At 71.9% G+C, this 23,846-nt stretch carries 23 protein-coding genes; 6 read left to right on the top strand and 17 right to left on the bottom strand.

Annotation, left to right across the window (positions count from 1 at the left end; translation table 11 throughout):
* Nucleotides 1-2: 2 nt before the first annotated feature.
* The 3 genes from G3I19_RS10450 to hsaA all read right to left on the bottom strand — a co-directional run bounded on the left by G3I19_RS10450 (nucleotide 3) and on the right by hsaA (nucleotide 3,673).
* On the bottom strand, nucleotides 3-1,163 hold the full coding sequence (locus tag G3I19_RS10450; protein WP_164262433.1) for a steroid 3-ketoacyl-CoA thiolase: 1,161 nt from the start codon (nucleotides 1,161-1,163) through the stop codon (nucleotides 3-5).
* Nucleotides 1,164-1,265: 102 nt separating this feature from the next.
* Complete coding sequence (locus G3I19_RS10445) at nucleotides 1,266-2,042, bottom strand: SDR family oxidoreductase (RefSeq protein ID WP_164262431.1); 777 nt, start codon at nucleotides 2,040-2,042, stop codon at nucleotides 1,266-1,268.
* 461 nt (nucleotides 2,043-2,503) lie between these two features.
* Nucleotides 2,504-3,673 (bottom strand): 3-hydroxy-9,10-secoandrosta-1,3,5(10)-triene-9,17-dione monooxygenase oxygenase subunit, encoded by a 1,170-nt coding sequence (gene hsaA, locus G3I19_RS10440; protein ID WP_164262429.1) that lies wholly within the window; start codon nucleotides 3,671-3,673, stop codon nucleotides 2,504-2,506.
* Nucleotides 3,674-3,833: 160 nt separating this feature from the next.
* Here hsaA and G3I19_RS10435 point away from each other — a divergent pair, with 160 nt between their 5' ends.
* The 5 genes from G3I19_RS10435 (at nucleotide 3,834) to G3I19_RS10415 (ending at nucleotide 7,663) form a co-directional block, all read left to right on the top strand.
* Complete coding sequence (locus G3I19_RS10435) at nucleotides 3,834-5,057, top strand: Rieske 2Fe-2S domain-containing protein (RefSeq protein ID WP_164262428.1); 1,224 nt, start codon at nucleotides 3,834-3,836, stop codon at nucleotides 5,055-5,057.
* Nucleotides 5,054-5,350 carry a ferredoxin gene (locus G3I19_RS10430; protein WP_343235052.1) on the top strand — a complete coding sequence of 99 codons (297 nt, stop codon included), beginning with the start codon at nucleotides 5,054-5,056 and terminating at the stop codon, nucleotides 5,348-5,350. Before G3I19_RS10435 ends, G3I19_RS10430 begins: the two co-directional genes overlap by 4 nt.
* Nucleotides 5,347-6,183, top strand: a complete 837-nt coding sequence (locus G3I19_RS10425; RefSeq protein ID WP_164262426.1) for an SDR family NAD(P)-dependent oxidoreductase — start codon at nucleotides 5,347-5,349, stop codon at nucleotides 6,181-6,183. The genes G3I19_RS10430 and G3I19_RS10425 overlap by 4 nt, the downstream gene beginning before the upstream one ends.
* Before the next feature lie 52 nt (nucleotides 6,184-6,235).
* Complete coding sequence (locus G3I19_RS10420; RefSeq protein ID WP_164262424.1) at nucleotides 6,236-7,090, top strand: LLM class F420-dependent oxidoreductase; 855 nt, start codon at nucleotides 6,236-6,238, stop codon at nucleotides 7,088-7,090.
* 84 nt (nucleotides 7,091-7,174) lie between these two features.
* Entirely contained in the window at nucleotides 7,175-7,663 is a 489-nt protein-coding gene (locus tag G3I19_RS10415; protein WP_164262422.1) for a nuclear transport factor 2 family protein, read from the top strand.
* A 156-nt stretch (nucleotides 7,664-7,819) separates the two neighbouring features.
* Here G3I19_RS10415 and G3I19_RS10410 read toward each other — a convergent pair whose 3' ends face one another.
* Entirely contained in the window at nucleotides 7,820-8,449 is a 630-nt protein-coding gene (locus G3I19_RS10410; RefSeq protein ID WP_343235051.1) for a TetR family transcriptional regulator, read from the bottom strand.
* A 96-nt stretch (nucleotides 8,450-8,545) separates the two neighbouring features.
* Nucleotides 8,546-9,172: a TetR family transcriptional regulator gene (locus tag G3I19_RS38065; protein WP_343235050.1), complete on the bottom strand. Its 627-nt coding sequence runs from the start codon at nucleotides 9,170-9,172 to the stop codon at nucleotides 8,546-8,548.
* Nucleotides 9,173-9,436: 264 nt separating this feature from the next.
* Between G3I19_RS38065 and G3I19_RS10400 the strand changes: the two genes are divergently transcribed.
* Nucleotides 9,437-10,987, top strand: a complete 1,551-nt coding sequence (locus tag G3I19_RS10400) for an FAD-dependent oxidoreductase (protein ID WP_164262416.1) — start codon at nucleotides 9,437-9,439, stop codon at nucleotides 10,985-10,987.
* Between the two features lie 197 nt (nucleotides 10,988-11,184).
* On the opposite strand, the gene G3I19_RS10395 is transcribed toward G3I19_RS10400, so the two are convergent.
* The 12 genes from G3I19_RS10395 to G3I19_RS10340 form a co-directional block, all read right to left on the bottom strand.
* On the bottom strand, nucleotides 11,185-12,105 hold the full coding sequence (locus G3I19_RS10395; RefSeq protein WP_164262413.1) for a VOC family protein: 921 nt from the start codon (nucleotides 12,103-12,105) through the stop codon (nucleotides 11,185-11,187).
* An 80-nt stretch (nucleotides 12,106-12,185) separates the two neighbouring features.
* Nucleotides 12,186-13,370, bottom strand: coding sequence for an acyl-CoA dehydrogenase family protein (locus tag G3I19_RS10390; RefSeq protein ID WP_164262411.1), 1,185 nt, complete (start codon nucleotides 13,368-13,370; stop codon nucleotides 12,186-12,188).
* A 48-nt stretch (nucleotides 13,371-13,418) separates the two neighbouring features.
* Nucleotides 13,419-14,543 carry a 4-hydroxy-2-oxovalerate aldolase gene (gene dmpG / locus G3I19_RS10385; protein WP_239074132.1) on the bottom strand — a complete coding sequence of 375 codons (1,125 nt, stop codon included), beginning with the start codon at nucleotides 14,541-14,543 and terminating at the stop codon, nucleotides 13,419-13,421.
* Nucleotides 14,544-14,619: 76 nt separating this feature from the next.
* The gene (locus G3I19_RS10380; RefSeq protein WP_343235049.1) at nucleotides 14,620-15,522 is read right to left on the bottom strand and encodes an acetaldehyde dehydrogenase (acetylating); all 903 of its coding nucleotides are present in this window, start codon (nucleotides 15,520-15,522) and stop codon (nucleotides 14,620-14,622) included.
* Between the two features lie 25 nt (nucleotides 15,523-15,547).
* Nucleotides 15,548-16,333: a 2-keto-4-pentenoate hydratase gene (locus G3I19_RS10375; RefSeq protein WP_164262407.1), complete on the bottom strand. Its 786-nt coding sequence runs from the start codon at nucleotides 16,331-16,333 to the stop codon at nucleotides 15,548-15,550.
* Nucleotides 16,334-16,496: 163 nt separating this feature from the next.
* Entirely contained in the window at nucleotides 16,497-17,555 is a 1,059-nt protein-coding gene (locus G3I19_RS10370) for a ferredoxin--NADP reductase (protein ID WP_164262405.1), read from the bottom strand.
* A 63-nt stretch (nucleotides 17,556-17,618) separates the two neighbouring features.
* Nucleotides 17,619-19,325 (bottom strand): FAD-binding protein, encoded by a 1,707-nt coding sequence (locus G3I19_RS10365; RefSeq protein WP_164262403.1) that lies wholly within the window; start codon nucleotides 19,323-19,325, stop codon nucleotides 17,619-17,621.
* A complete protein-coding gene (locus tag G3I19_RS10360; protein WP_164262401.1) occupies nucleotides 19,322-20,212 on the bottom strand; it encodes an alpha/beta fold hydrolase in 891 nt (296 codons plus the stop codon). Before G3I19_RS10360 ends, G3I19_RS10365 begins: the two co-directional genes overlap by 4 nt.
* A 167-nt stretch (nucleotides 20,213-20,379) precedes the next feature.
* The gene (locus G3I19_RS10355) at nucleotides 20,380-21,198 is read right to left on the bottom strand and encodes an IclR family transcriptional regulator (protein WP_239074131.1); all 819 of its coding nucleotides are present in this window, start codon (nucleotides 21,196-21,198) and stop codon (nucleotides 20,380-20,382) included.
* A 268-nt stretch (nucleotides 21,199-21,466) separates the two neighbouring features.
* A complete protein-coding gene (locus G3I19_RS10350) occupies nucleotides 21,467-22,399 on the bottom strand; it encodes a 3-oxoacyl-ACP reductase (protein WP_164262396.1) in 933 nt (310 codons plus the stop codon).
* Nucleotides 22,400-22,520: 121 nt separating this feature from the next.
* Nucleotides 22,521-22,919, bottom strand: coding sequence for a MaoC family dehydratase (locus G3I19_RS10345; RefSeq protein WP_343235057.1), 399 nt, complete (start codon nucleotides 22,917-22,919; stop codon nucleotides 22,521-22,523).
* A gap of 137 nt (nucleotides 22,920-23,056) precedes the next feature.
* On the bottom strand, nucleotides 23,057-23,846 hold a 790-nt coding region (locus tag G3I19_RS10340), incomplete at its 5' end, for an acyl-CoA dehydrogenase (protein WP_164262392.1).

Below are 23,846 nucleotides of genomic sequence, written 5' to 3'. Positions count from 1 at the left end.
GATCAGATCCGTTCGATGATGGTGCCCGTGGCGTGGGCTCCGCCGGCGCACATGGTGATGAGGGCGGTCGACCTGTCGGACCGTTCGAGCTCGTGCACCGCCTGGGTGAGCAGCCGGGCGCCGGTGGAGCCCACGGCGTGTCCCAGGGCGATGGCACCGCCGTTGACGTTGACCCGGTCCATGTCGGCCTTGTGGGCGCGGGCCCAGGACACGACGACGGAGGCGAACGCCTCGTTGATCTCGACCAGGTCGATGTCGGAGAGCGACATTCCGGCCTTGCGCAGGACATGGTCGGTGGCGGCGATGGGCCCGTCGAGGTGGTAGTAGGGGTCGGAGCCGATCAGCCCGGAGGCGATGATGCGGGCGCGGGGGCGCAGTCCGAGCTCCCGGGCGCGCTCGGCGCTCATCAGCAGGACGGCCGCCGCGCCGTCGCTGATCTGCGAGGAGTTGCCGGCGGTGTGGATCCCGTCGGGCACCACGGGGCGCAGCGCGGCCAGCCCTTCGGCGGTGGTCTCCCGGAGCCCCTGGTCCCGTGTGACGACGGCGGCGTCGCCCGGCGTTCCGTCCGGTCCGGGGGCGGGCGCCTGTACGGGGACGATCTGGCTGTCGAAGCGGCCGGCCGCCCACGCTTCGGCGGCCCGCTGCTGGGACGCCAGGCCGAGGGCGTCGGCGTCGGCGCGGGTGACGCCGCGGTCGCGGGCGATGCGTTCGGCCGCCGTGAACTGGTCGGGCATGTCGAGTGCCCAGCTGTCCGGCGCGGGGGATCCGGTGTCGGGCGTGCTCGCCTGGCCGAGGAAGACCCGGCTCATGGCCTCCACACCGCAGCCGATCCCGGCGTCGATGGCGCCCGACGCGATCAGTCCCGCCACCAGATGGACGGCCTGCTGGGAGGAGCCGCAGGCGCAGTCGATGGTGGTGCAGGCGGTGGTGTACGGCAGGCCGTTGTGCAGCCATGCCGTACGGGTGACGTTGTTGGACTGCTCTCCCGCCTGGGTGACACAGCCGCCGATCACCTGCCCCACCTCGTCCGGTGCGATGCCGGCGCGTTCGACGACACCTCGCTGCGCGGCTCCGAGCAGTTCCGCGGGGTGCAGTCCTGACAGGACGCCGCGGCGGCGTCCCACCGGCGTACGCACGGCTTCGACTATGACGGCCTCAGGCATGGGTTCTCCTCGCTGGGTGGCCGCGGGACAGCGGCTATCACAGCAAAACTAGAATGAATTCTCGTTCAGGACAAGAGCGGGGCGAGTGAATCTGTCGGAGTGTCAGAAATCCTCGGGCCCCCGCAGCGTGACCTCGGCGCCCCCGTCGACGTACACGACCTGACCGGTCATGTGGGTGTTCTCCGGCGCGATCAGCCAGCCCAGGGCGTGTGCCACGGCCTCGGGCGCCGCGTGTCCGTTCAGCGGCATGGGGACGGCCTGCCGTATCACTTCGAGCATCCGCTCGTCGTCGACCAGCGCGGCCGACATCGGCGTCAGCACCACACCGGGGGCCACCGCGTTGAGCGCGATCCCGGCGTCGGCCCAGCCCGGCGCCACACACGTACGCCGGACCCACTGGGCGAGCGCGGCCTTCGTCGAGGGGTAGAGCTTCTGCGCCTCGTCCAGGGCGACCACCTCGTCAGCCCGTGCGAGGGCCGCGGCCTCGTCACCGGCCAGACAGGCGGCCACGGTCCGCGGATCGTTCGGCTGCGTACCGGAGATGGAGCCGACCGCTCCGACCCGCGGCTGCTCCGCCGCGGCGAGCTCCGGGCGCAGCGCGGTCACGAGTTCGGTGGTGCCGAAGTAGTTGACGCTGACCATCAGCCGGCCGGGCTTCGCCACCCCGGCGCAGGTGACGAGCGCGTCGAGGACACCGCCGCAGCGTTCCCTGATCCCGTCGGCCGCTTCCCGGCGCCCTTCGGGCGTGGAGAGGTCCGCGCAGACCTCGGCGCCGGCCAGGTCGACACCGATCACCGTGTCCCCGCGCGCGGTGAGCTGGGCGGCGAGGGCGCGGCCGATTCCGGATGCGGCGCCGGTGACGGCGACGTGGCGTGTCATGTGGTTCTCCTTGGTGAGAATGCCGCTGGGTCTCTCAGCAGCGCGAGCCGGTACCGCTCCCCCGGGGCGCCCCGCGCCGCCCGTGCTGACGGCGGACGTTAGCGGGCGCGGGATCGGCGCACGTGCTTCCTCCCGGTGACCGGGAGGAAGCACCCGCCCGCGCCCGTTCCGCCGCGCCCCGGTACCACTGAGCGGAACGGACACACCGATGCGAGGCGGGCCGCGGTTCACTGGCCGCGGTACGGCCCCGGCGGACGTACGGCCGCATCGCGGCGCACACGGGCACGGGCACGGGCACGGAACAGGGCGGCCCGGCTCGCAGCCGCCGCCCCTGAGGCAGCCGACGAGCCATGTGCGGAACCGCGCGTCGAGCCTTGCGCGGGCCACCGGGAATGGGGGCTGTGCCGGTCGGACCCGGGGCGCAGCCCGCTCCATCCAGTCCGTCCCGGGCCGCCCCCGTCTCAGACCAGGTTGTCCTCGACCGTGAGGCCGAACACGCCCTTGCCGTACATCGCCAGGGTGCGCGGCGCGTCGTTCGCCACATGCACGCTGCCCGCGTGGGCGTCCCGCCAGGCGCGTTCGACGGGGTTGCCCCGCTTGAGGGAGTTGCCGCCCGCCGTCTTGAAGAGGATGTCGACCGCCTCCAGTGCCCGCTCGGTGGCGCGCACCTGGTCCCGGCGGGTCCGCAGCCGCAGTTCCATGGGGATCTGGCCGCCGCTCCCCGCGCAGGCGTACAGCTCACCGATGTTGCGGTCCGTCTGGAGGATCGCCGCGTCGATCTCGGAGGCCGCGCGCGCCACCGCGACCTGCGCGAAGCCGTCATCGGCGAAGCGTCCGCCGCCCAGGCTCCGCCGGAGCCGGTCGCTCATGGCGTCGACGTACGACCGGTAGCAGCCGGCCACGGCGCCGATGACGGGTGCGGTGATCGTGGACGTGAAGACGGCGCCGAACGGCATCCGGTACAGCGGCCCCGGGTTCACCTCCTGTCCCGGTCCGCGCAGCCTGGAGTGCTCGTAGTTGCGCAGGATCCGGTGCTCGGGGACGAAGACCTTGTCGGCCACGATGTCGTTGCTCGCGGTGCCGCGCAGCCCGATGACGTCCCAGACGTCGAGGATGCGGTAGTCCGCACGCGGCACCAGGACCGTGAAGAAGTCGACCGGCCTGCCCTCGGCCCCCACCACCAGTGCGCCCAGGAGCGCCCAGGAGGCGTGTGCGCAGCCCGAGGAGAAGCTCCAGCGGCCGCTCAGCTCGTAGCCCCCGTCGACGTGGGTGAGCCGGCCGACCGGGGCGTACGAGGACGAGACCAGGGTGTCGGGGTCCGGGCCCCACACCTCGTCCTGGGCGCGCTCGGGGAAGAGCCCCAGCTGCCAGGCGTGCACACCGAGCACGGAGGCCACCCAGCCGGTCGAGCCGCAGGCGCCGGAGACCTCCCTGACCACCTCGTAGAAGTGTGTGGGGTCGCTCTCGGATCCGCCGTACCGCTTCGGCTGGAACATCCGGAAGAATCCGGCGGCGGTGAGTTCACGGATGCTCTCGGCGGGGACCGCCCGGTTCTCGTCGGTTGCTCCCGCGCGGGCCGCGATGGCGGGGAGCAGCGGGCGGACCGACTCCAGAACGTCGTTGCTCGCCATATGTCCTCCCAGGGTGTCGGAACTGCCGGGCCCGATGGTGCGCCGTCTCCGCCGCCCCGCACCCCGGCGGTTCCGGTCAGTGGGACTCGCCGGGCGCCCGCCCGCGGCCCCGGCCTACGTTGCGGCAGGAGGAAACCGGGCTCTCAAGGGATGGGTGAGCATGACCGCAGTGGAGTCTCAGAACGACGTGGTCCGCAGCATCGAGGCCGCGGCGGCGCCGGTCCGCTTTGCCCGTGGCTGGCACTGCCTGGGCCTGGCCGAACGGTTCAAGGACGGTTCGCCGCACGCGATCCACGCCTTCGGGCAGAAGCTGGTCGTCTTCCGGAGCGGTGACGGCTCACTGAACGTGCTGGACGCCTACTGCCGGCACATGGGCGGTGACCTGTCGCAGGGCACGGTCAAGGGCGACGCGCTGGCCTGCCCGTTCCACGACTGGCGCTGGGGCGGGGACGGCCGCTGCCGGCAGATCCCCTACAGCCGCCGGGTCCCGCTCCGGGCTCGCACGGCCGCCTGGATCACCATGGAACAGGACGGCCTGCTGTTCCTCTGGAACGACCCGGAGGGCAATCCTCCGCCGCCGGACGTGACCATCCCGCGGATGGAGGGGGCGGGCAGCGACGACTGGACCGACTGGCTCTGGAGCGAGATCACGGTCGAGGCCAACTGCCGTGAAGTCGTCGACAACGTGGTGGACATGGCGCACTTCTTCTATGTGCACTACTCCTTCCCGACCTACTTCAAGAACGTCTTCGAGGGGAATGTCGCCACCCAGTTCCAGAAGGGCGTCGGCCGCGAGGACATGCGCCCCCAGGCCACCGGGGACGAGCCGAAGCTCCTCGGGAACACCTCGGTCGCGTCGTACCACGGTCCGTCGTTCATGATCGACGAATTGACGTACCACTACGACCGCACGGACCTCAACTCCATCCTCATCAACTGCCACTACCCCGTGGACGAGAACTCCTTCGTGCTCCAGTACGGCGTGATGGTGCAGCGCGGCGACACCCTCGAAGGCAGCGCGGCGGACGAACTGGCGGCGAAGATGGCCGACTTCATCAAGCTCGGCTTCGAGCAGGACGTGGCCATCTGGAAGAACAAGACCCGGATCGACAATCCGCTGCTGTGCGAGGAGGACGGTCCGGTCTACCAACTGCGCCGCTGGTACGAGCAGTTCTACGTGGATGTCGCCGACGTCCGGCCCGACATGGTGGAGCGCTACGAGTTCGAGCTCGACACGGACCGGCCCATCGAGGCGTGGCGCCAGGAGGTCGAGGAGAACCTCGCGCGCAAGGCCGCCGAGGCCGCCGGAACCGAAGGCACCGGAACCGAAGACGCCGCCGAGACCGCCGGAACCAGGACCGCCCGCACCGGGTCGCCGCGGTGACGCCGCAGGACAACCGGCTGCTGGACGCACCCATGCGGCCGGTGGTGTGCGAGCGGTGCGCTGCCACCGTGCTGGTCCGCAAAGGGAGTTGGCACCAGACCAGCATCCAGTGGGACGGCGCGGCCATGGACGCGTGCGAGGAGAGGCGCTCGACCGTGACGGTCGCCGGCGAGCGGAGCGGCACCCGGCTCGAAACCTGTGGCCGGCTGCGTGACACGGTCCGCCGGGCCGCGCTGGACGGCGTCATCGACGTACCGGACCCAGGGGCCGGCGACCAGGAGGACACACTGTGAGCGGCACCAGTGCCAACGGCACCCGCACCACCCGCGCCCGGACCGTCGACAGCCGCACCTACGGGCCGTGGGCGGTCGTCGCGGGCGGCTCGGAGGGGGTGGGCGCCTCCTTCGCCCACCAGCTGGCCGACGCCGGTATCAATCTGGTGCTGATCGCCCGGAAGCCCGCACCGCTCCAGGAGACAGCGGAGCAGGTACGTGCGAAGGGGGTCGAGGTCCGCACTCTCGAACTCGACCTGCTCGATCCCGGGGCCCTGGCGGCCGTACGCGAGGCCACCGACGGCCTGGAGGTCGGGCTGCTGGTCTTCAACGCGGGCGCGAACAGTTACGGCCACGAGTTCGTCACCGGCGATCTCGACGGCGTACAGGGTGTCATCGACCTCAACATCACCGCCCAGCTCCGGCTGACCCACCACTTCGGCGCACTGATGAAGGAGCGCCGCCGCGGCGGCATCCTCCTGGTCGGCTCGCTCGCCGGCTATCTGGGCCAGGCCCACATGAGCATCTACTCGGCGGCGAAAGCGTTCAGCAGGATCTTCGCCGAAGGGCTGTGGCTGGAGCTCGGGGAGTACGACGTCCAGGTGCTGGAGCTGGTGCTCGGCGTCACCCGGACCCCCGCCATGGTCCGGGCCGGCCTCGACTTCACCCTCCCTGGCCTCCGGGTCGCCGACCCGGACGACGTGGCGCGCGAGGGGCTCGCCCATCTCCACGAGGGGCCGGTGTGGATCGCGGGCGGCAACGAGGAGACCGCGGCGCAGCGCGGCGGGCCCGACCGGGCCGCGCTGGCGGCCGGAGCGCACGAGGCGTCCAAGCGGCTGCTGCGGCGCACCTGAGCACCGTCACCACCGCCTCCTCCCCCGTCTCCTCCCAACGAAAGGTGCGCCGATGCGTATCGGCATTGTCAGCCCCGTCGTGACCCAGGTCCCCGGCGGGCACGCGGAGTGGGAACGCTCCGCGGGCATCGAGGAACTCGCCCGCATCGCGCGCACCGCGGACACTCTGGGCTTCCACCACCTCACCTGCAGCGAGCATGTCGCTGTCCCGGCCGATGTGGCCGTACAGCGGGGCGGGACCTACTGGGATCCGCTCGCGGCCCTCGGCCATCTCTCCGCGGTCACCGAGCGGATCCGGCTGGCGACGCAGGTGCTCGTGCTCGGCTACCACCACCCGCTGGAGATCGCCAAGCGTTACGGCACCCTCGACCGGATCAGTGGCGGCAGGCTCGTCCTCGGGCTCGGGGTGGGCAGCCTGGAAGAGGAATTCGCCCTGCTGGACGCCCCGTTCGAGGGGCGGGGGGCGCGTGCGGACGACGCGCTCGGTGCGCTGCGCGCCTCGCTGTCCCGGCGCGAACCGGCGTACCACGGGGCCTTCTACGACTTCGAGGGCTTCGTCGTCGAACCGCACGCCGTGCAGGACCGGGTCCCCCTGTGGATCGGCGGGCGCACCCCGCGCTCACTGCGCAGGGCCGTGACGTACGGCCAGGGATGGGTGCCCTTCGGGCTGCCGGTGGACCGGCTGGCGGAGATGCTCGGCGGCAGGGAACTCCCGGAGGATTTCGACGTGGTGCTCTCCGCGGGACGCGTCGACCCGTCCGGGGCGCCTGAGGCGGCCGTACGGGCGGTACGGCGGGTGCGGGAGGCCGGAGCCACCGTGGTGAGCGTCGGAATCGACGCACGGTCGGCCGCACACTACTGCGAGCAGCTGGAAGCCCTGTGGGCACTGACCGGGGAGACCGGCTGACCGCCGGCCGCAGACCGCTGATTGCCGATTGCTGACAGCCGACCGACGGTGAGAGCCGACCCACGCCAGGAGCAGGAGACAGACATGGACGACACCGCGCGGCGCATCGCCGCCCTGGAGGCACGCCTCGCCCTGCTGGAGGACGAACGGGAGATCGCCCGGCTGATCGCTTCGTACGGGCCGCTGGTCGACAGCGCGGACGCCGAAGCCGTCGCCGCCCTCTGGGAGCCGGACGGTGTGTACGACGTCGATGAGCTGCTGATGACGGGCCGCGCCGAGATCGCCGCGATGGTCGGCTCCGACCGGCACGGACAGTGGGTCTCCGGGGGCTGCGCGCATGTCGTGGGACCGCCCCGTGTGACGGTGACGGGCGACGAGGCGGTGGCGGTCTGCCATTCGCTGATGGTCGTACACGACGCGAGCGGCTTCACGGTACGCCGGGCCACCGCCAACCACTGGCGGCTGCGCCGGAGTCAGGACGGGTGGCAGGTGACGTACCGGACCAATCGGGTACTGGACGGGCGCCCGGAGTCACCCCGGCTGCTCGCGTCGGGCTTCGGCTCCGGGACGTGACGGAGCCGACAGAATCCGGCGGATCCGTCACCACTCGAACGTAACCACCCGCGCGCACCACCCGCCCGCACTGCCCGCCCGCGCGCACCACCCGCCCGCGCGCACCACCCGCCCGCACTGCCCGCACGCCCGCACCGCCCGGCCCCCGCCCGTGGATCAGCCTGTGGCGTCGTCGTCTCCGAGCGACATGCCCCGGAGCAGCAGGGTGCAGGCGAGGCGGAGATCGGCCTCGGCGTCCGGCATGGAGATACGGCCGTTGAGGCTGGACTGCAGGATGCCGAACCAGACCTGGAGCAGCAGCCGGACGACGGCGAGATCGTCGGTGGTCGGCCTGTCGACCCCGGCCGCGGCGAGCAGCACCGTGCGGAAGGTGGAGTCGATCCGGGCGACATCGGTCACGACGGCTGCGTTGGCCGCGTTCGACGACTGGATCATGGCCTTCGCCAGGGCCGGCTTGCTCAGCAGCGACCGGTTGGCGCGGACGAGCACCCCGAAGACCCGTTCAGCGGCGTCCGCCGTGCTGGGGGGACGCCTGGCGATGCCTTCGCTCATCCGGTCGACCTGGTCCGCCATCACACCCACGAACAGATGGATCTTGGACGGGAAGTAGCGGTAGAGGGTCCCGATCGCGACCCCGGCCCGCTTGGCCACCTCGTGCATCTGGACGCGGTCGAGGTCCTTCTCCGTGGCGAGCTCTTCGGCGGCCTCCAGGATCCGGACATGGCGGGCCCGCTGCTCGACCGAGCTCGGTTCGACCGCGGCTCTGCCCGCTGCGACTCTGGGCACCATTCCTCCACCGTGTCATGGTCCGACCGGCCGAGGATACCCAGCCGGGCCGCACCGGGCCCACCTGCCTCTCCGCCCGGCTCCCGGGCGGAGCGCTCACCGCGCGGGCGGCGGATGCGAAAGACCGGTCAGCAGCATCCGGCAGCCGAGCCGCAGGTCGGACTCCACCTCGGGCATCGAGATCCGCCCCTGGAGCCCCGACTGGAGTACCCCGTACCAGAGTTGGAGCAGCAGCCGCAGCCGCGCCTGGTCCCCGGGCGTGGGGTGTTCGAGGCCGATGACGTCCAGGAGGACGGTGCGGATGCCGCCGTCGGTGGCCGCGGCTTCGGGCACCTTGGCCACCTCCGCGTTGTTGGCGGACGTGAGCATGGCGGTCGCCAGCGCCGGGCGGCGCAGCAGTGCTCTGCTGGCCTGCTGGAGTACGGCGAACGCGGCATCGCAGGGCGGCAGCCCCGGGGTCGGCCGGCGTCGGCCGAAGGTGTCGCCGAGACGGTCGATCTCGTCGGCCAGTACGCCGACGAACAGATGTGTCTTGGACGGGAAGTAGCGGTACAGGGTCCCGATCGCGACGCCCGCCTGCTTGGCCACCTCGTGCATCTGCACGCGGTCGAGCCCGTGGAGGGAGGCGAGGTGGGCGGCGGCCTCCAGCAGCCGCAGCCGCCGGGCCTGCTGGCCCGGCGAGCTGGGCTCCGCGGCCGGCCGGTTCTCGGCAACTCTGGGCACCGGCTTCCCCGTTCGTCGGCTTTCAGCGTGATGGACCAGGTCTGGGTCGGTGCGCGGACATCGCCGCCCGCAACACCGGCTGCCCCCAGCCGACACCAGATCGGCCCGCTGTGCGGGTTTCCTTCCGGTGAGTGGGACAGCGGGCGGGCCGGTGGCCCGTTCTGCGGTTGATTCGTCCAGGCAGGAATCCGTCCCCCCGCCGGACCACTCCGGCGCGCGGCGAACAGGCACACCCGGAGAGCAGGCACTCATGGAGGAGGAGCGGTGAGCGGAACCCCGCAGGACCTGGAGACGGAGTGCGACGTACTGGTGGTGGGGTCCGGTGCGGGAGCGCTCACCGGCGCGTACGCGGCCGCGGCCCGAGGGCTCGATACGACGGTGATCGAACGCACCGCGCTGTTCGGCGGCACCTCCGCCTACTCGGGCGCGGCCTGCTGGCTTCCCGGCAGCCGTGTGCAGTCCAGGGCCGGGGCGGGCGACTCCACGGAGCTGGCCCGTGCCTACCTGCGGGCGCTGCTCGGTGAGGAGACGGCCGACCGGCAGGACGCCTTCGTCGCATACGCTCCGGCCGTCGTCGACCTCCTGGAGCAGAACCCGGACATCGCTTTCGCCTGGCAGGCGTTCCCGGACTACTTCGCGGCGCCGGGCCGGCTGGACCGGGGGCGTTCCATCGTCCCTGTGGACCTGCCCGCGGAAGCCCTGGGTGAGCTGCTCCCGCTGGTACGGCCGGCCGTCGACCGGGACCGGGCGGGCCTGGGCCAGCCCGGTACGCCGCTGACAGCGGGCCGCGCCCTGATCGGCCGGCTGCTGCTGGCCCTGACCGGCACCGGCCGGGCCACGCTCAGGACCCGTACCTCGCTGCGGAGCCTGGTCGTGGAGGACGGCCGGGTCGTCGGTGTGCGCGCGGAGAGCGAAGGCCGGACGGTCACTCTCCGGGCCCGTCGCGGGGTCCTGCTGGCGGCGGGCGGCTTCGAACGCGACGCGGCGATGCGCACCGAGGAAGGCGTACCGGGTGACGCTTCCTGGAGCATGGCGCCCGGCGGCAGCAACACCGGCGCTCCCATCCGGGCGGCGGTCGCCGCCGGGGCCGCGACCGCCCTGATGGACGAGGGGTGGTTCTGCCCCGCCGCCGAGGGCCCGGACGGCGCGGTGTCGTTCGTCCTGGGTCTGCACGGCGGGCTGTTCACGGATGCGTCGGGAGTGCGGTTCGCCAACGAGTCGCTGCCCTACGACCGGATGGGCCGCGCCATGGCCGCCGATCCGGCCGGCCGCATCCCGGCCCACTTCGTCTTCGACTCCCGTGAGGAGGGGGCGCTGCCCGCGATCGCCGTCCCCGGTCTCGATCCGGGCGCCTGTCTGGAGTCCGGGGTGTGGGTCAGGGCCGACACGGTCGACGAGCTGGCGCACCGTATCGGCGTCCCGGCCGCCGCGCTGGGGCGGACCGTGGAGGAGTTCAACGCCAGTGCACGGTCCGGCACCGACCAGGCGTTCCACCGCGGCGAGGACCCCTACGACCTGTTCTTCGCCGGTCCCGCTCCGGACGGCGTGCCCAACCCGTGCCTGCGGCCGCTGGACCGGCCGCCCTACTACGCCGCCCGGATCGTCCTCGGTGACCTGGGGACCAAGGGCGGGCTGCGCACCGATACGGACGCCCGGGTGCTGCGGGCGGACGGTTCGGCGATCGAGGGTCTGTACGCGGCGGGCAACACCGCCGCCTCGCTCAGCGGCAGCGTGTACCCGGGCCCCGGCATCCCGCTCGGCACCGCGATGACCTTCGCCGCCCTCGCGGTGCGGCATCTGTCCGGCGGCGTGTGACCGTACGCTCCGTCCGGCCGCCCAGCGCTGCGGGGCGGCCGGACGCACCCCTACGAGGCCGGGCGTGATCGCACCGGCCTCGTAGGGGCGGGCCCGGGGGCCCGGGTCGTGGCGGGTCCAGCGACTCGAACAGTGGTGGGCCCAGCGGCCCGAGTCGTGGTGGGCCCAGCGGCCCGAGTCGTGGTGGGCCCGGTTGCTCAGGGCCGCGGCGCGAAGGCCGCGAGCGGCTCGGTGCCCGACCAGTCGTGGCCCCAGTAGCTGTCGGCGGTGATCTCCTCGGCCGTGTAGTGCGCCTCGTCGACGAGCAGGCCGTCGGTGCCGTACTCGATGTCCCAGCCACCCGGCGCCCGTACGTAGAAGGACACCATCTTGTCGTTGGTGTGCCGGCCGAGTGTCGAGGACAGCGAGAAGCCGTGCTGGTGCACCCGGTCGAGCGCGATCCCCACGGCGTCCAGGCTGTCCACCTCGACCATCAGATGCACCATGCCGGGCGCCTCACCGTGCGGCGCGGGCACCACCGCGAGGCTGTGGTGGCGCTCGTTGACCCCCATGAAGCGCACCCGGCGCGCCGGCCCCGCCGCGCCGGCGCCGCCGAGCCGCATCGCACCCCGCGGCAGGAAACCCAGCACCTCGGTGTAGAAGGCGACCGTCTCCTCCATCCGGGTCGTGGGCAGCACCACATGTCCCATACCTGCTCCGGCGGTGACGAACCGCTGGCCGGCGCCGGTGAGCAGCGGACTGTGGTCGAGGATCGGGGCGAAGAAGACTTCGAGCGGGGTGCCGCCCGGATCGCTGAAGGCGATCGCCTCCTCCACTCCGCGTTCCGCCGCCTCATCGGCAGAGAGCTCACGGACCGCAGTACCGGACTTCTCGACGGCCTGCCGGACACGCGCGAGCGCGAACTGGTCGCGCACCTCCCAGCCCACCGCGTCCACCCGGTCGGTGTCCCCCGGCAGCAGGGTCAGCCGCGCCCTGCGCTCGTCCATGCGCAGATACAGCGCCTCGGGGACGGGCCCGGCCCCCTGGGCGAACCCGAGTGCCTCGACGGCGAGTTCACGCCAGCGGTCGAGGTGTGGGGTACGGACCGTGAGATATCCCAGTGCGAGGACATCCGCCATCTGTCTCAGCTCCATCGTCAGATCTGGCCGGGTCCGGTCGGCCCGGCTCGGTCGGGGATACGGTGCGGTACGGCATGGGCTCAGATCATCGAGCGCATCGGCCCCTGCGGAGGTTCGATCCCGAGGTCGGTGAGTGCCGAGGCGTGGAACACCGAGCCGGGTACGTGGATGGCGTGGGCGAGGCCGGTGTGCGCGTCGCGCCAGAAGCGCTGCACCGGGTTGTCCATCCGCATGGCGTTGCCGCCGGAGCGCGCGACGATCTCGTCCATCGCGCGGACCGCGCGCCAGGCGGCCTGGACCTGGGTGCGCCGGCCCACCGCCCGCTGCCCGAAGGTCACTTCACGGCCGGACGCGACGATGTCGTACATCCGGGAGAGGTTGTCGAGCAGGGCCGCACGGGCGGCGGCGATCTCCGCCGCGGCCTCGCTGAGCGCGTACAGGGCGTGCGGGTCGTCCTTGATCCTGGTGCCGGCCACCGTGGTCCGGTGACGCTGGTAGTCCACATGGTGCGCGAGCGCGCCCTCGGTGATGCCGATGACCGCCGATGTGATGCCCAGCGGGAAGGCGCAGGAGAACGGCAGCCGGTAGGCGGGGTTGGTGAGGCCGGCCTCACGGGCTGCGGTGCCGTCGACCACCTTGTTGTACGGGATGACGCGGTGCTCGGGGACGAAGGCATCGGTGACGACGATGTCCTTGCTGCCTGTGCCGCGCAGCCCGACGACGTCCCACGAGTCGTCGACGATCCGGTAGTCCGAGCGGGGCAGGATCAGGTGCAGGGACTGAGGGGGCGACACGCGTTCGCCGTCGGCGTCCGCCAGGAAGCCGCCCAGAAAGATCCACCGGCAGTGGTCCGTACCGGACGAGAACTGCCAGTGCCCGCTGAAGAGATAGCCGCCGTCGACCGGCCTGGCCAGGCCCATCGGGGCATAGGGCGAGGCGATCCAGGTGTCCTGGTCTTCGCCCCAGACCTCTTCCTGGACCTTCGGATCGGCGAAGGCCATCTCCCAGGGGTGCACGCCCACCACACCGCTGACCCAGCCGGTGGCACCGTCCAGCGCCGCGATGCCCATCACGGTCTCGGCGAACTCTCTCGGGTGCGCCTCCATGCCTCCGTGTGTCTTCGGCTGGAGCATCCGCATGGTTCCCGCTTCACGGAGCAGCGCGGCCGTCCGGTCGGTGAGGCTGCCCTTGGCCTCGTTGTCCGGGCCCAGTTCGCGGAGTTCATCGGCCCTGGCCACGATCTTGTCGAGTACGGTGTCCGCCATCTCTTCCTCTTTCGTCTGCTGCGCCGCGCCACTGCGGGGCAGGGCTTCTCAGGCGCCGACGGCGGCCTCGTTCTTCGGTTCGTTCTGCGGTTCGTTCTTCGGTTCGTTCTTCGGTTCGTTCTGCGGTTCGTTCTTCGGTTCGTTCTTCGGTTCGTTCTTCGCCGCCAGGCCGACGGCGATCTCGATCAGCTGGTCCTCCTGGCCGCCCACCAGGTCCCGCCGTCCGGCCTCGATGAGGATCTCCGCGCCGGACACCCCGTAGCGCCGGGCCTGCCGGTCCGCGTGCTTGAGGAAGCTGGAGTACACACCGGCGTAGCCCATGGTCAGCGAGAGGCGGTCGAGCAGGCACTCGCCGTCCATCACCGGGCGGACCACGTCCTCCGCCGCGTCGATGATCTTCAGCGTGTCGATGCCGGTACGGATGCCGAGCTTCTCCGTCACCGCGGCGAAGCCCTCGACGGGGGTGTTGCCCGCTCCGGCCCCGAAGCGCCGGGTCGAGCCGTCGATCTGGAGGGCCCCGGCCCGTACGGCGAGCACGGAGTTGGCGACACCGAGGCCGAGGTTCTCGTGGCCGTGGAACCCCACTTGCGCGTCGTCGCCGAGTTCGGCGACGAGGGCCGCGACGCGGTCGCTGGTCTGCTCCATGATGAGCGCACCCGCCGAGTCCACGATGTACACGCACTGGCAGCCGGCGTCGGCCATGATGCGGGCCTGGGCCGCCAGGGCCTCGGGCGGGCTGCTGTGCGACATCATCAGGAAACCCACGGTCTCCAGGCCGAGTTCGCGGGCCAGTCCGAAGTGCTGGACGGAGATGTCCGCCTCGGTGCAGTGGGTCGCGATACGGCAGATGGCGGCGCCGTTGTCGGCCGCGCGCCGGATGTCGTCCCGTACGCCGAGCCCCGGCAGCATCAGAAAGGCGATCCTGGCCCGGGTGGCGGTCTCCACCGCGGCTTTGATCAGTTCCTGCTCGGGGGTGTGGCTGAAGCCGTAGTTGAAGGACGAGCCGCCGAGTCCGTCGCCGTGGGTGACCTCGATGACGGGCACTCCGGCGTCGTCCAGGGCGGCCACGATGGAGCGGACGTGCTCGACGGTGAACTGGTGCTGCTTCGCGTGCGAGCCGTCCCGCAGCGAGGAGTCGGTGACCCGGATGTCCAGGTCTGCGCTGTAGGGCATGTGCAGGTGTCTCCCTCGGAGGAATGCGGGCGGGTGGGGACGCGTGTGGGGGCCGGCCTGCCGGGATGTGGCACGGTCAGGCACGGGCGGCGGTGATCCCCCGGGCGAAGCCCTCGCCGACCCTGGTGGCCGCGGCGGTCATGATGTCGAGGTTCCCCGAGTAGGGCGGCAGGAAGTCACCCGCGCCCTCCACCTCCAGGAAGACCGCCACCCGGGCGAGCCCGCCGCTGCCGGGTCCCGCGTCGTCGAACTGCGGCTCGGCGCGCAGCCGGTAGCCGGGTACGTACGCGGCGACGTCGGCGACCATCCGGTGGATGGAGGTGGCGACGGCCGTGCGGTCGGCGTCGTCGGGGAGCGAGCAGAACACGGTGTCCCGCATGAGCATGGGCGGCTCGGCCGGGTTGAGGATGATGATGGCCTTGCCCTTGCGGGCGCCGCCGATCCGCTCGATGCCCCGGCTGGTGGCATGGGTGAACTCGTCGATGTTCTGCCGGGTGCCCGGCCCCGCCGACGGTGAGGCGACGGAGGCCACGATCTCGGCGTACGCCACGTCGGTCACCCGGGAGACGGCGTGGACGACGGGGATGGTCGCCTGCCCTCCGCAGGTGATGAGGCTGACGTTCGGGGCGTCCAGGTGCTCGCCCTGGTTCACGGCCGGTACGACCGCGGGGCCCAGGGCCGCCGGTGTCAGGTCGACGGCCTGGATGCCCAGTTCGGCGTAGCGCGGGGCGTTGACCCGGTGCACATGGGCGGAGGTCGCCTCGAAGACGATGTCGGGGAGTTCGTCCTGCGACAGCAGCGGGTCCACCCCGGCCGATCCGGTCGTCAGACCGTGGTCGGCTGCGCGCTTCAGCCCGGGGCTGTCCGGGTCGACCCCGATCATCCAGCGGGGCTCGATCGCTTCCGAGCGGAGCAACTTGTACATCAGATCGGTGCCGATGTTCCCGGAACCGACGATGGCTGCACTGGCCTTGGTCACTTCTCTCGCCTCACTGGGACTCGTCTCACTGGAAGGTGACGGACACGGAGCCGAGTCCGCCGAACTCGGCCTGGAAGACATCGCCGGGCCGGACGTCGACCGCCCGGGTGCACGAGCCGGGCAGGACGACCTGTCCGGCCTCCAGCCGTACCCCGAAGGCGGCGACCTTGCGGGCCAGCCAGGCGACGGCGTTGGCCGGATCGCCCAGTACCGCACGGCTGTTGCCGCGGGCCACCTCCTGGCCGCCCCTGTGCAGTACGGCCGGTACGTCCGTGAGATCCAGGTCCGATGGGCGGACCCGGGCCGCACCGAGCACCAGGCCCGCTGACGACGCGTTGTCCGCCACGGTGTCGGGCAGCGCGATCCGCCAGTCCTTGATCCTGCTGTCGATCAGCTCGATGGCCGGTACGACGTACTCCGTCGCGGCGAGCACGTCGTACGGTGTGCAGCCCTCGCCGGGCAGGGCGGCACCCAGCACGAACCCGACCTCGACCTCGACCCGGGGGAAGCAGTAGTCGGCGGCCGGCACGGGGACGTCCTCGGAGAGCTCCATGTCGGAGAGCAGATGGCCGTAGTCCGGTTCGTCCACGCCCATCATCTGCTGCATGGCTTCCGACGAGAGACCCACTTTGTGACCGCGCACCGTGGCGCCGTGGGCGACCTGTCTGCGGATGTTCGTCAGCTGGATCTCGTAGGCGTCGACCACGTCGATGCCTGGGTAGCCGTCCGTCAGCGGTGAGACCGGGGTGCGGTCCCGGCGCGCCGCCCACAACAGATCTGCGGCTTCGGCACGTTGCGCCGCGTCGAGCATCGGGACCTCCTGGAACAGGATCGGGAAAGGGACGGGAAGAGGGGGGCGGATCCGGGCGGGCCGGCCGGTTACCGGAAAGGTTCCAGGCCGCGCGCGGTGAGCGGGAGCACGCTCCCGCTCAGTGGGAGTCGCGTCCGGCCGTGCGGCGGCGCCGCCCGTTCCGCTACTCGGCGTCGTAGCTGACGCGGAGGTGTTCGGTCAGCGCCGTGGACTGGCAGGCGAGGATGTAGCCGTCGTCGAGATCCGCCTGCTCGAGTACCTCGTTGTGCTCCATCGTGACCTCACCGGACAGGAGGCGGCAGGCGCAGGCGCTGCACGAGCCCTCCCGGCAGGAGAACGGCGCGTCCAGACCCGCCGCCAGCAGCGCGTCGAGGAGCTTGGTGCCGGCGGGCAGCGGCACCGTACGGGTCTCGCCGTCGAGCCGGACCTCCGCCGAGCCCGCGGGGGCCGCGGGACCCGTCTGTGCCGGATCGCCCGCCGGCGCCTGTTCCGCGAACGGGTCGCCCGCCGACGAGGAGAAGCGCTCGACGTGCACCCGGCCTGGCGGGGCGCCGAGTTCGGTGAGTACCTCGACGACGGTGTCCATGAACGGGCCGGGGCCGCACACGAACGCCTCGGCGGCGGCGCGGGGCGCGGCCAGTTGACGCAGCCCGGCCGCGGTGGGCAGGCCCTGGACCGACTCCAGCCAGTGCACGACGTGCAGCCGCAGCGGGTACTCCCGGGCCAGGGCGATGAGCCCGTCCCGGAAGATCACCGAACTCTCGTCCCGGTTGGCGTAGAAGAGGGTCACCGTGCCGGAGCCCGCGTGCAGCGCCGACCTGAGGATGGACATGACCGGCGTGATGCCGCTGCCCGCGGCGAACAGGACGAAGTCGGTGTCCAGGGTCGCCGGGGTGAACGTACCGGCGGGACGCAGGACTTCGAGGGTGCAGCCCTCCTCCACCGTGTCGCAGATCCAGTTGGACCCGTGACCGCCCCGGGTGCGCTTGACGGTGATCCTCGGTTTCTCGCCGATGACCGGCGAACTGGCCAGCGAGTAGCAGCGGGCCACGCTGCCGGGCCCGCCGCCCGCCTCGGGGATCCGGACGGTGAGGAACTGGCCCGGCCGGTAGGCGAACCGGCCCGCGTCACCGGGTTCCGGTTCGAGGACGAGCGAACAGGCGTCCGGCGTCTCGGCGATCACCTCGGCGACACGGACGCGCAGCGGACGGGGATATGACATCGGTCGGTCTCCTGGGTGTGCGACACGGCCTGGGGTCCTGCGTCCGGAACCGCCGGACAGGTCCTAGGCCGGGCTGTTCCGGCGGGCCCGGGCCGCGTGCTGTGCGGCGATGTGGCCGAACACCATGGCCGGGCCGATCGTCGCGCCCGCCCCCGCGTACTCGCGGCCCATGACGGAGGCGGAGGTGTTCCCGGTGGCGTACAGGCCGGGGATCACGCTGTGGTCGGCGCGCAGTACACGGCTGTGTTCGTCGCAGACGAGCCCGCCCTTGGTGCCCAGGTCGCCGACCTCGATACGGATGGCGTAGAAGGGGGCCCGGGTGATCTCGTCGAGGTTGGGGTTCTTCAGTGTCGGGTCGCCGTAGTACCGGTCGTAGGCGCTGTCGCCCCGGCCGAAGTCCTCGTCCCGGCCCGTGACGGCGAAGCCGTTGTACCGCTGGACGGTACGGGTGAGGGCGTCGGCCGGTACGCCGATGCGCTCCGCGAGTCCGGCCAGGGTGGCGTCCCGGTGGACGACTCCGCTGTCGTAGTAGCCCTGCGGGAACGGCGCTCCCGGCAGGACCTGGGCGAACGGGTACCGGGCGCGGGCCTTCGCGTCCATCACGAACCAGGCGGGGACATGCCCGCCCGCGAGCTGGTCGTGGACGAAGTTCACATAGGGCGCCGACTCGTTGGTGAACCGCTCCCCCGCCGCCGACACGATGACGGAGGGCGGGATGCAGCGCTCCGAGACCAGCGGGATCACGGCGCCCGACGGGTGCCTGACCGACGGCATCCACCAGGCGTCGTCCATCAGGTCCACGGCCGCGCCGGCCTGCTGTCCGGCGACGATGCCGTCCCCGACGTTCTCCGGGGCCCCGGCGCTGACGTCCTCCTGTCCGCCGTCGGGCAGATGGCGTGCGCGCAGGCCCGCGTGGTGGTCGAAGCCGCCGCTGGCGAGCAGGACGCCCTGGCGGGCCCGGATCCGCAGCATGCGGCCCTCGCGCTCCACGACCGCGCCGGTGACCGTGCCGTCGGCACCGGTCAGCAGGGTGCGCATCGGGGAGCGCAGCCACAGCGGAACGCCCTGGTCCTTGAGTGCCATCCGCAGCCGGGCCACCAGGGCGCGGCCGCCGGTGGACATATGGCGCCGGCGGATCACGTTGGAGGAGACCCGCCAGGCCGCGACCAGCGAGGCGCGGCGCCCCTGCCAGGTCCGCTTGACCATGGCCAGGTCGTGGTAGTCCTTCGAGGTCAGCCAGAGGCCGAGCGGCCCCTTGAGGCTGTTGGGGCGCTGGTGGGCCTCGTCGTCGCCGAGCTTGCGGGTGTCGAAGGGCAGCGCTTCGATGGTGCGGCCGAGCGGGCGTCCGCCGCTCTCCTCCGGGTGGTAGTCGGAGTATCCCCTGACCCAGAAGAAGCGCAGATGCGCGCTGCGGTCGAGTAGCTCCATCAGCGGGGCGCCCTGGTCGACGAAGGCGTCGAGACGGGCCTGCGGCACCGTTCCCTCGGTGATGGCCTCCAGGTAGCGCAGGACGGATTCCCGGTCGTCGACAACGCCCGCACGGCGCAGGGTGGGGTTGCCGGGGATCCAGATACCGCCTCCGGAGATCGCGGTGGAGCCGCCGAACGTGCCGCCCTTCTCGACGATCAGTGTGTCGAGCCCGGCATCGGCCGCGGTCAGAGCCGCGGCCATCCCGCCGCCCCCGCTGCCGACGATCAGGAAGTCGACCTCCTGGTCCCAGCCGTCGGACCCGGCACCGGAGTCCGTGGCGCGGGTGGTGCTCCCGGTCATCGCCCGCTCCCTTCGCGGGTGGACTCTCGGGTGGATGCGCGGGTCAGGAAGGCGAGTACCGCGCTCTCGAAGGCCGCTTTCTGTTCGATCATCACCCAGTGCCCGCAGTCGGGGAAGACGTGGAGTTCGCCCCGGGGAAGGGTGCGCATCGGCAGGAGCGCCATGTCGACGGGGCTGACCCGGTCGTCCCGGCCCCAGGTCAGCAGGGTGGGCGCCTGCACCTTGTGCAGCATGGCCCAGTAAGGGGCGGTGTCGGAGGCCGCCGTGGACCGTGCGGCGAAGGCCGTCCTGCCGTACATCTCGCGGGCGCTCGCGAGGGTGTCCGGTGCGGTGGCCTGGGTCCAGCGCTCCTCGATGAGTTCCTCGGTGACCAGGGCCGGGTCGTACACCATCGAGTGGAGCCACCGCACCAGAGCCTCGCGGGTGGGGTTCTCGGTGAAGTCCATCAGCAGCCTGATGCCTTCGCCGGGGCCGGGGCTGAAGACGTTCTTGCCGATGCCGCCGATGGTGACCAGCCGGTCCACGCGCTCGGGGTGGCTGATCGCGAAACGGGTGGCGACGATCCCGCCCATCGAGTTGCCGACGATGTGCACCCTGTCGAGACCGAGCCCGTCGAGGAAGTCCGTCACGCTCTGCTCGGCGGTCACCATGGGGTGGCCTCCGGCGGAGTCACTGACCCCGAACCCGGGGAACTCCAGGATCAGACAGCGGAAGTGCGCGGCGAAGAAGCCCAGGTTTCCCCGGTAGTTGCGCCAGCCGGTGACCCCGGGCCCCGACCCGTGCAACAGCAGCAGCGGCGGCCCTTCGCCGGCCTCGTGGTAGCGCAGGACGCCGCGGTCGGTGGCCAGTTCGCGCAGGGTGGATTCGTAGCTCGGATCAGTGGTCATCGTCCGCCTCGGTCAGAAAAGGGAGGGGGTAAGTGCCGTCCTCAGGACCGTAGGCCGCCGGTCCCGGCCCCACGGGGCCCGTCCCGATCAGCGGGATCGGATGGCCGTGCCAGGGCCCGTGCCCCGATCAGCGGGATCAGGCGCACGGGCCCCGGCACGGCCGCGGCTCAGATCCACTCCCCGTCCCGGCCCGCGCTGGTCAGCCGGTCCATGAGCTCCGGCGACCAGGTGCGCTCCGGGATCTGTGCCTCGCGGCTGTTGCGGCGTACGGTCTCCCGCTCCGGGAACAGACTGCGGGACACCTCGCGGGCGGCGTTGGCCACGAGCGGGGCCACCCGTTCCAGCCGGGCGGTCCGCTCGTCGCCGCTGAGGGAGATGGCGGCCACCGGGCCGTCGGGTCCGCGCAGCGGCGCCGCGGCGCACGACACGCCGGGGAGCGCTTCGCCCCGGTCGAAGGCGAGGCCGTGCCGCCTCCTGATCCGGTCGAGTTCCTGCCGGAGTGCCGGCAGGTCGGCGATGGTGCGTTCGGTGCGGCGGAACAGCACCTCGGGCAGGAGTGTGTCCACCAGCTCGGGTTCGAGCCAGGCCAGGATCGCCTTGCCCACCCCCGTGGCGTGGGCGGGCGCGTGCCCGCCGACCCGGGACGGCAGTCCGCTGGCGAAACGGCCGCCGATCTTGTCGAGGTATACGACTTCGGCGCCTTCGAGCACGGCGAGATGCACCACCATGCCGGTGCGCAGATGCAGTTCGTGGAGCAGCGGCGCAGCGGCTTCGCGGATCTCACCGCGGCTGCCGTCCTGGCCGCCGAGGCCCAGGGCGCGCGGGCCGAGCCGGTAGCCGTACGAGGTGTGGTCCAGCCACTGGCAGCCGACGAGCTGGTCCAGGATGCGGTGCGCGGTCGAGCGCGGAAGCCGGGTGCGGTGCGCGACCTCCTCAAGGGTCAGCCGTGCGGAACGGCTTTCGAATGCGTCGATGATCAGGGTCATCCGCCCGATCATCGACGGCGGGAGCTCACAGGGTCGTGGTGGGGCCCACCCGGGGTGGGGTGATGCGACGAGGGGCATCGAAGCCTCCGAGTCCTTCGCCAGAGCGACGGAAGTTCACAGAACTGAAATGAATTCTTGAAAAACGTAGCAGGACTCCTCCCTCCGGGGAAGACATCGGACACTCCGGACCCGATTCGGCCGGCCCTGCCGCCGCACACACGTGAGGGGCGGACACGGGATCGGTCCCGTGTCCGCCCCTCGGGGCACCTCAGGCAGTGGCGGTCTTCTGCGTCCCCGTGGTGTCGAGTCCGGCGACGTCGTACGCCGCGTACGTCCGGTACGGGTCGCGTCCGCTGAAGTACGGCGTCAGCTGGGCGTCGAGCTCCTCCGGGGTGAAGCTGCCGTCGGCGGCGGTGAACTTCCGCTCCACGGTGGGCGGGGCGAGCAGGGCGACCATGTCGCCGTATACGACGAAGACCTGCCCGTTGATCCCGTCGGCGGCCGGCGAGGCCAGGTGGGCGACGAGGGTGGCGACCCGCTCGGGCGCCATGATGTCGAGGCCGCCCGGCGCGCTGACGCCCTCGCCGAAGGACTCGGCGGTCATGGCGGTGCGGGCCCGCGGGCAGATCGCGTTGGCGCGGACACCGTAACGGGCCATCCCCTGGGCGGTGGCCAGGGTGAGAGCGGTGATCCCGGCCTTGGCCGCCGAGTAGTTCGGCTGCCCCGGGGAACCGAATAGGAACGCCTCGGACGAGGTGTTGACCACGCGGCCGAAGACGGGGCCGCCGGACGCCTTGGCGGCCGCGCGCCAGTGCACGGCGGCGGCCCGGGAGAGCCCGGCGTGGCCCTTGAGGTGGATGCGGATGACGTCGTCCCAGTCGGACTCACTGAGGTTGAACAGCATCCGGTCGCGCAGCACACCCGCGTTGTTGACGATGACGTCGAGGCTGCCGAAGGTCTCCACGGCCGCCTGCACCAGGCGGTCGCCCATGGACCAGTCCCCGACGTCGCCGGTCACCGCCACCGCCGCACCGCCCAGCGACTTGATCTCGGCGACCACGCCGTCGGCCGACGGGCCGACGTCGTTGACCACCACACTGGCACCGAGGCCCGCGAGTGCGAGCGCCTCGGCGCGGCCGAGTCCGGCCCCGGCACCGGTGACGACGGCGGTACGCCCCTCCAGGGTGTTCGTCGAGCTCATGCTGCCTCTTTCCGTGTTCCGTCGAGCCGTTGGATACGCCGGCGCACCCCCTGGATGCGCCTCACTCGCGAAACTAGTATCTATTCTATTTTTCCATCCGGTGCTGTCCCGTTGAGTGGACTCACCCGGCCTTCACCGGCAGTTGTACGGTCACGGTTCCGGCCACATGGGTGCCGAGGCCGTTGGTGCCCTCGACCGCGATGTCGACGGTGCGGTCCGCGTCGGACCTCGCCGTCACCGTGCCGGTGAGCACCAGGGTGTCGCCGGGGTGGCTGGGGGCGCCGAGCCGGATACGGATGGCCTTGACGACGGCGGCCGGGCCCGCCCAGCCCGTGACGTACCGGTCGACCAGGCCGTTGCTGGTCAGGATGTTCATGAAGATGTCCCTGGAGCCGTGCTCGCGCGCGAGTCCGGGATCGTGGTGCACATCCTGGTAGTCGCGGCTCGCGAGCGCCGATGCCACGATGAGGGTGCGCGTCACCGGGATCTCCAGACGGGGGAGTCCGTCGCCCGCGGCCACCTCTCCGTACGCCCTGGTACGGGGCAGGGCGGCGGCCGGCACGGGGGTGTCAGGTACTGGGGTGTCAGGTAGCCGCGCGTCCGGCTGGATCACGGGGGTGGCACGCGGCTCGGTACCGGGGTTGGTGTCCGGCCCGGTCATGAGGTCACCGCGCCACTGGTCAGGAGAGCGCCCAGGCGTTCCAGGTCGGCGCCCGCACCGCCCAGGGTGGTCGAGATCTGCTTGCCCCACAGGAAGTGCCGGTGCACCGGATAGTCCGTGTCGACCCCGATACCGCCGTGCAGGTGCTGGACCCGGTGGACGGTGTTCAGACCCCCCTCGGTGGCCCACCACTTGGCGACCAGGGCTGCCCGGTCGGCGGGCGCGGGGCCGGCCGGGGCACCGGACAGGTCGCCGGACGGCTCGGTCAGCGCGTCCACCGCCTGCCACAGCGTGACCCTCATCGCCTCGACGTCGATGTAGCAGTCGGCGAGCTGGTGCTGCACCGCCTGGAAGGTGGCGAGCGGACGGCCGAACTGGTGGCGCTCGCGCAGATGGTCGGCCGCGTGCCGCAGCGCGCCCTCCGCCACCCCCAGCTGGACGGCGGCGAGCGCCACCGAGGCGTCGCGTACGAGCCGGGCGACTCCCCCGTCGCCCGGGGTGCCCACGGGATCACCCGGGGTCCCGTCGAGGGTGAGGTGGGCGCTCAGATCGTGGCTGGTGGTCTCGGCATGCTCCCAGGACACCCCGGGGGCGTCCCGGGCCACCAGGAAGAGGCCGGGCCCCGCCTCCGTGGTGGCCGTCACCAGGACGTGCCGCGCACCGGACGGCGCGGGCACCACGGCCTTGGTGCCGGTCAGCCGCCAGTGCGGGCCGTCCGCCACGGCCGTGGTCCGCGGTGTGCGCGGATCGGCGGGGCCGAACTCCTCCAGGGCGAGCGTCACCCGG

It is taken from the genome of Streptomyces sp. SID10853, from assembly GCF_010548145.1.
In the GTDB taxonomy this organism is placed as follows: domain Bacteria; phylum Actinomycetota; class Actinomycetes; order Streptomycetales; family Streptomycetaceae; genus Streptomyces.
The sequence above is the reverse complement of the archived record's forward strand: the minus strand, read 5'-3'. Positions and strand labels throughout refer to the sequence as shown.

Bases quoted from the DNA above. Each gene is read 5' to 3' on its own strand.
- G3I19_RS10415 (WP_164262422.1), top strand. From the start codon at position 7,175: ATGGACGACACCGCGCGGCGCATCGCCGCCCTGGAGGCACGCCTCGCC.
- G3I19_RS10355 (WP_239074131.1), bottom strand. From the start codon at position 21,198: ATGACCCTGATCATCGACGCATTCGAAAGCCGTTCCGCACGGCTGACC.
- G3I19_RS10375 (WP_164262407.1), bottom strand. From the start codon at position 16,333: ATGCTCGACGCGGCGCAACGTGCCGAAGCCGCAGATCTGTTGTGGGCG.
- G3I19_RS10395 (WP_164262413.1), bottom strand. From the start codon at position 12,105: ATGGCGGATGTCCTCGCACTGGGATATCTCACGGTCCGTACCCCACAC.
- G3I19_RS10360 (WP_164262401.1), bottom strand. From the start codon at position 20,212: ATGACCACTGATCCGAGCTACGAATCCACCCTGCGCGAACTGGCCACC.
- G3I19_RS10365 (WP_164262403.1), bottom strand. From the start codon at position 19,325: ATGACCGGGAGCACCACCCGCGCCACGGACTCCGGTGCCGGGTCCGAC.
- G3I19_RS10370 (WP_164262405.1), bottom strand. From the start codon at position 17,555: ATGTCATATCCCCGTCCGCTGCGCGTCCGTGTCGCCGAGGTGATCGCC.
- G3I19_RS10450 (WP_164262433.1), bottom strand. From the start codon at position 1,163: ATGCCTGAGGCCGTCATAGTCGAAGCCGTGCGTACGCCGGTGGGACGC.
- G3I19_RS10390 (WP_164262411.1), bottom strand. From the start codon at position 13,370: ATGGCGGACACCGTACTCGACAAGATCGTGGCCAGGGCCGATGAACTC.
- G3I19_RS10420 (WP_164262424.1), top strand. From the start codon at position 6,236: ATGCGTATCGGCATTGTCAGCCCCGTCGTGACCCAGGTCCCCGGCGGG.
- G3I19_RS10445 (WP_164262431.1), bottom strand. From the start codon at position 2,042: ATGACACGCCACGTCGCCGTCACCGGCGCCGCATCCGGAATCGGCCGC.
- hsaA (WP_164262429.1), bottom strand. From the start codon at position 3,673: ATGGCGAGCAACGACGTTCTGGAGTCGGTCCGCCCGCTGCTCCCCGCC.
- dmpG (WP_239074132.1), bottom strand. From the start codon at position 14,543: ATGCCCTACAGCGCAGACCTGGACATCCGGGTCACCGACTCCTCGCTG.
- G3I19_RS10350 (WP_164262396.1), bottom strand. From the start codon at position 22,399: ATGAGCTCGACGAACACCCTGGAGGGGCGTACCGCCGTCGTCACCGGT.
- G3I19_RS10435 (WP_164262428.1), top strand. From the start codon at position 3,834: ATGACCGCAGTGGAGTCTCAGAACGACGTGGTCCGCAGCATCGAGGCC.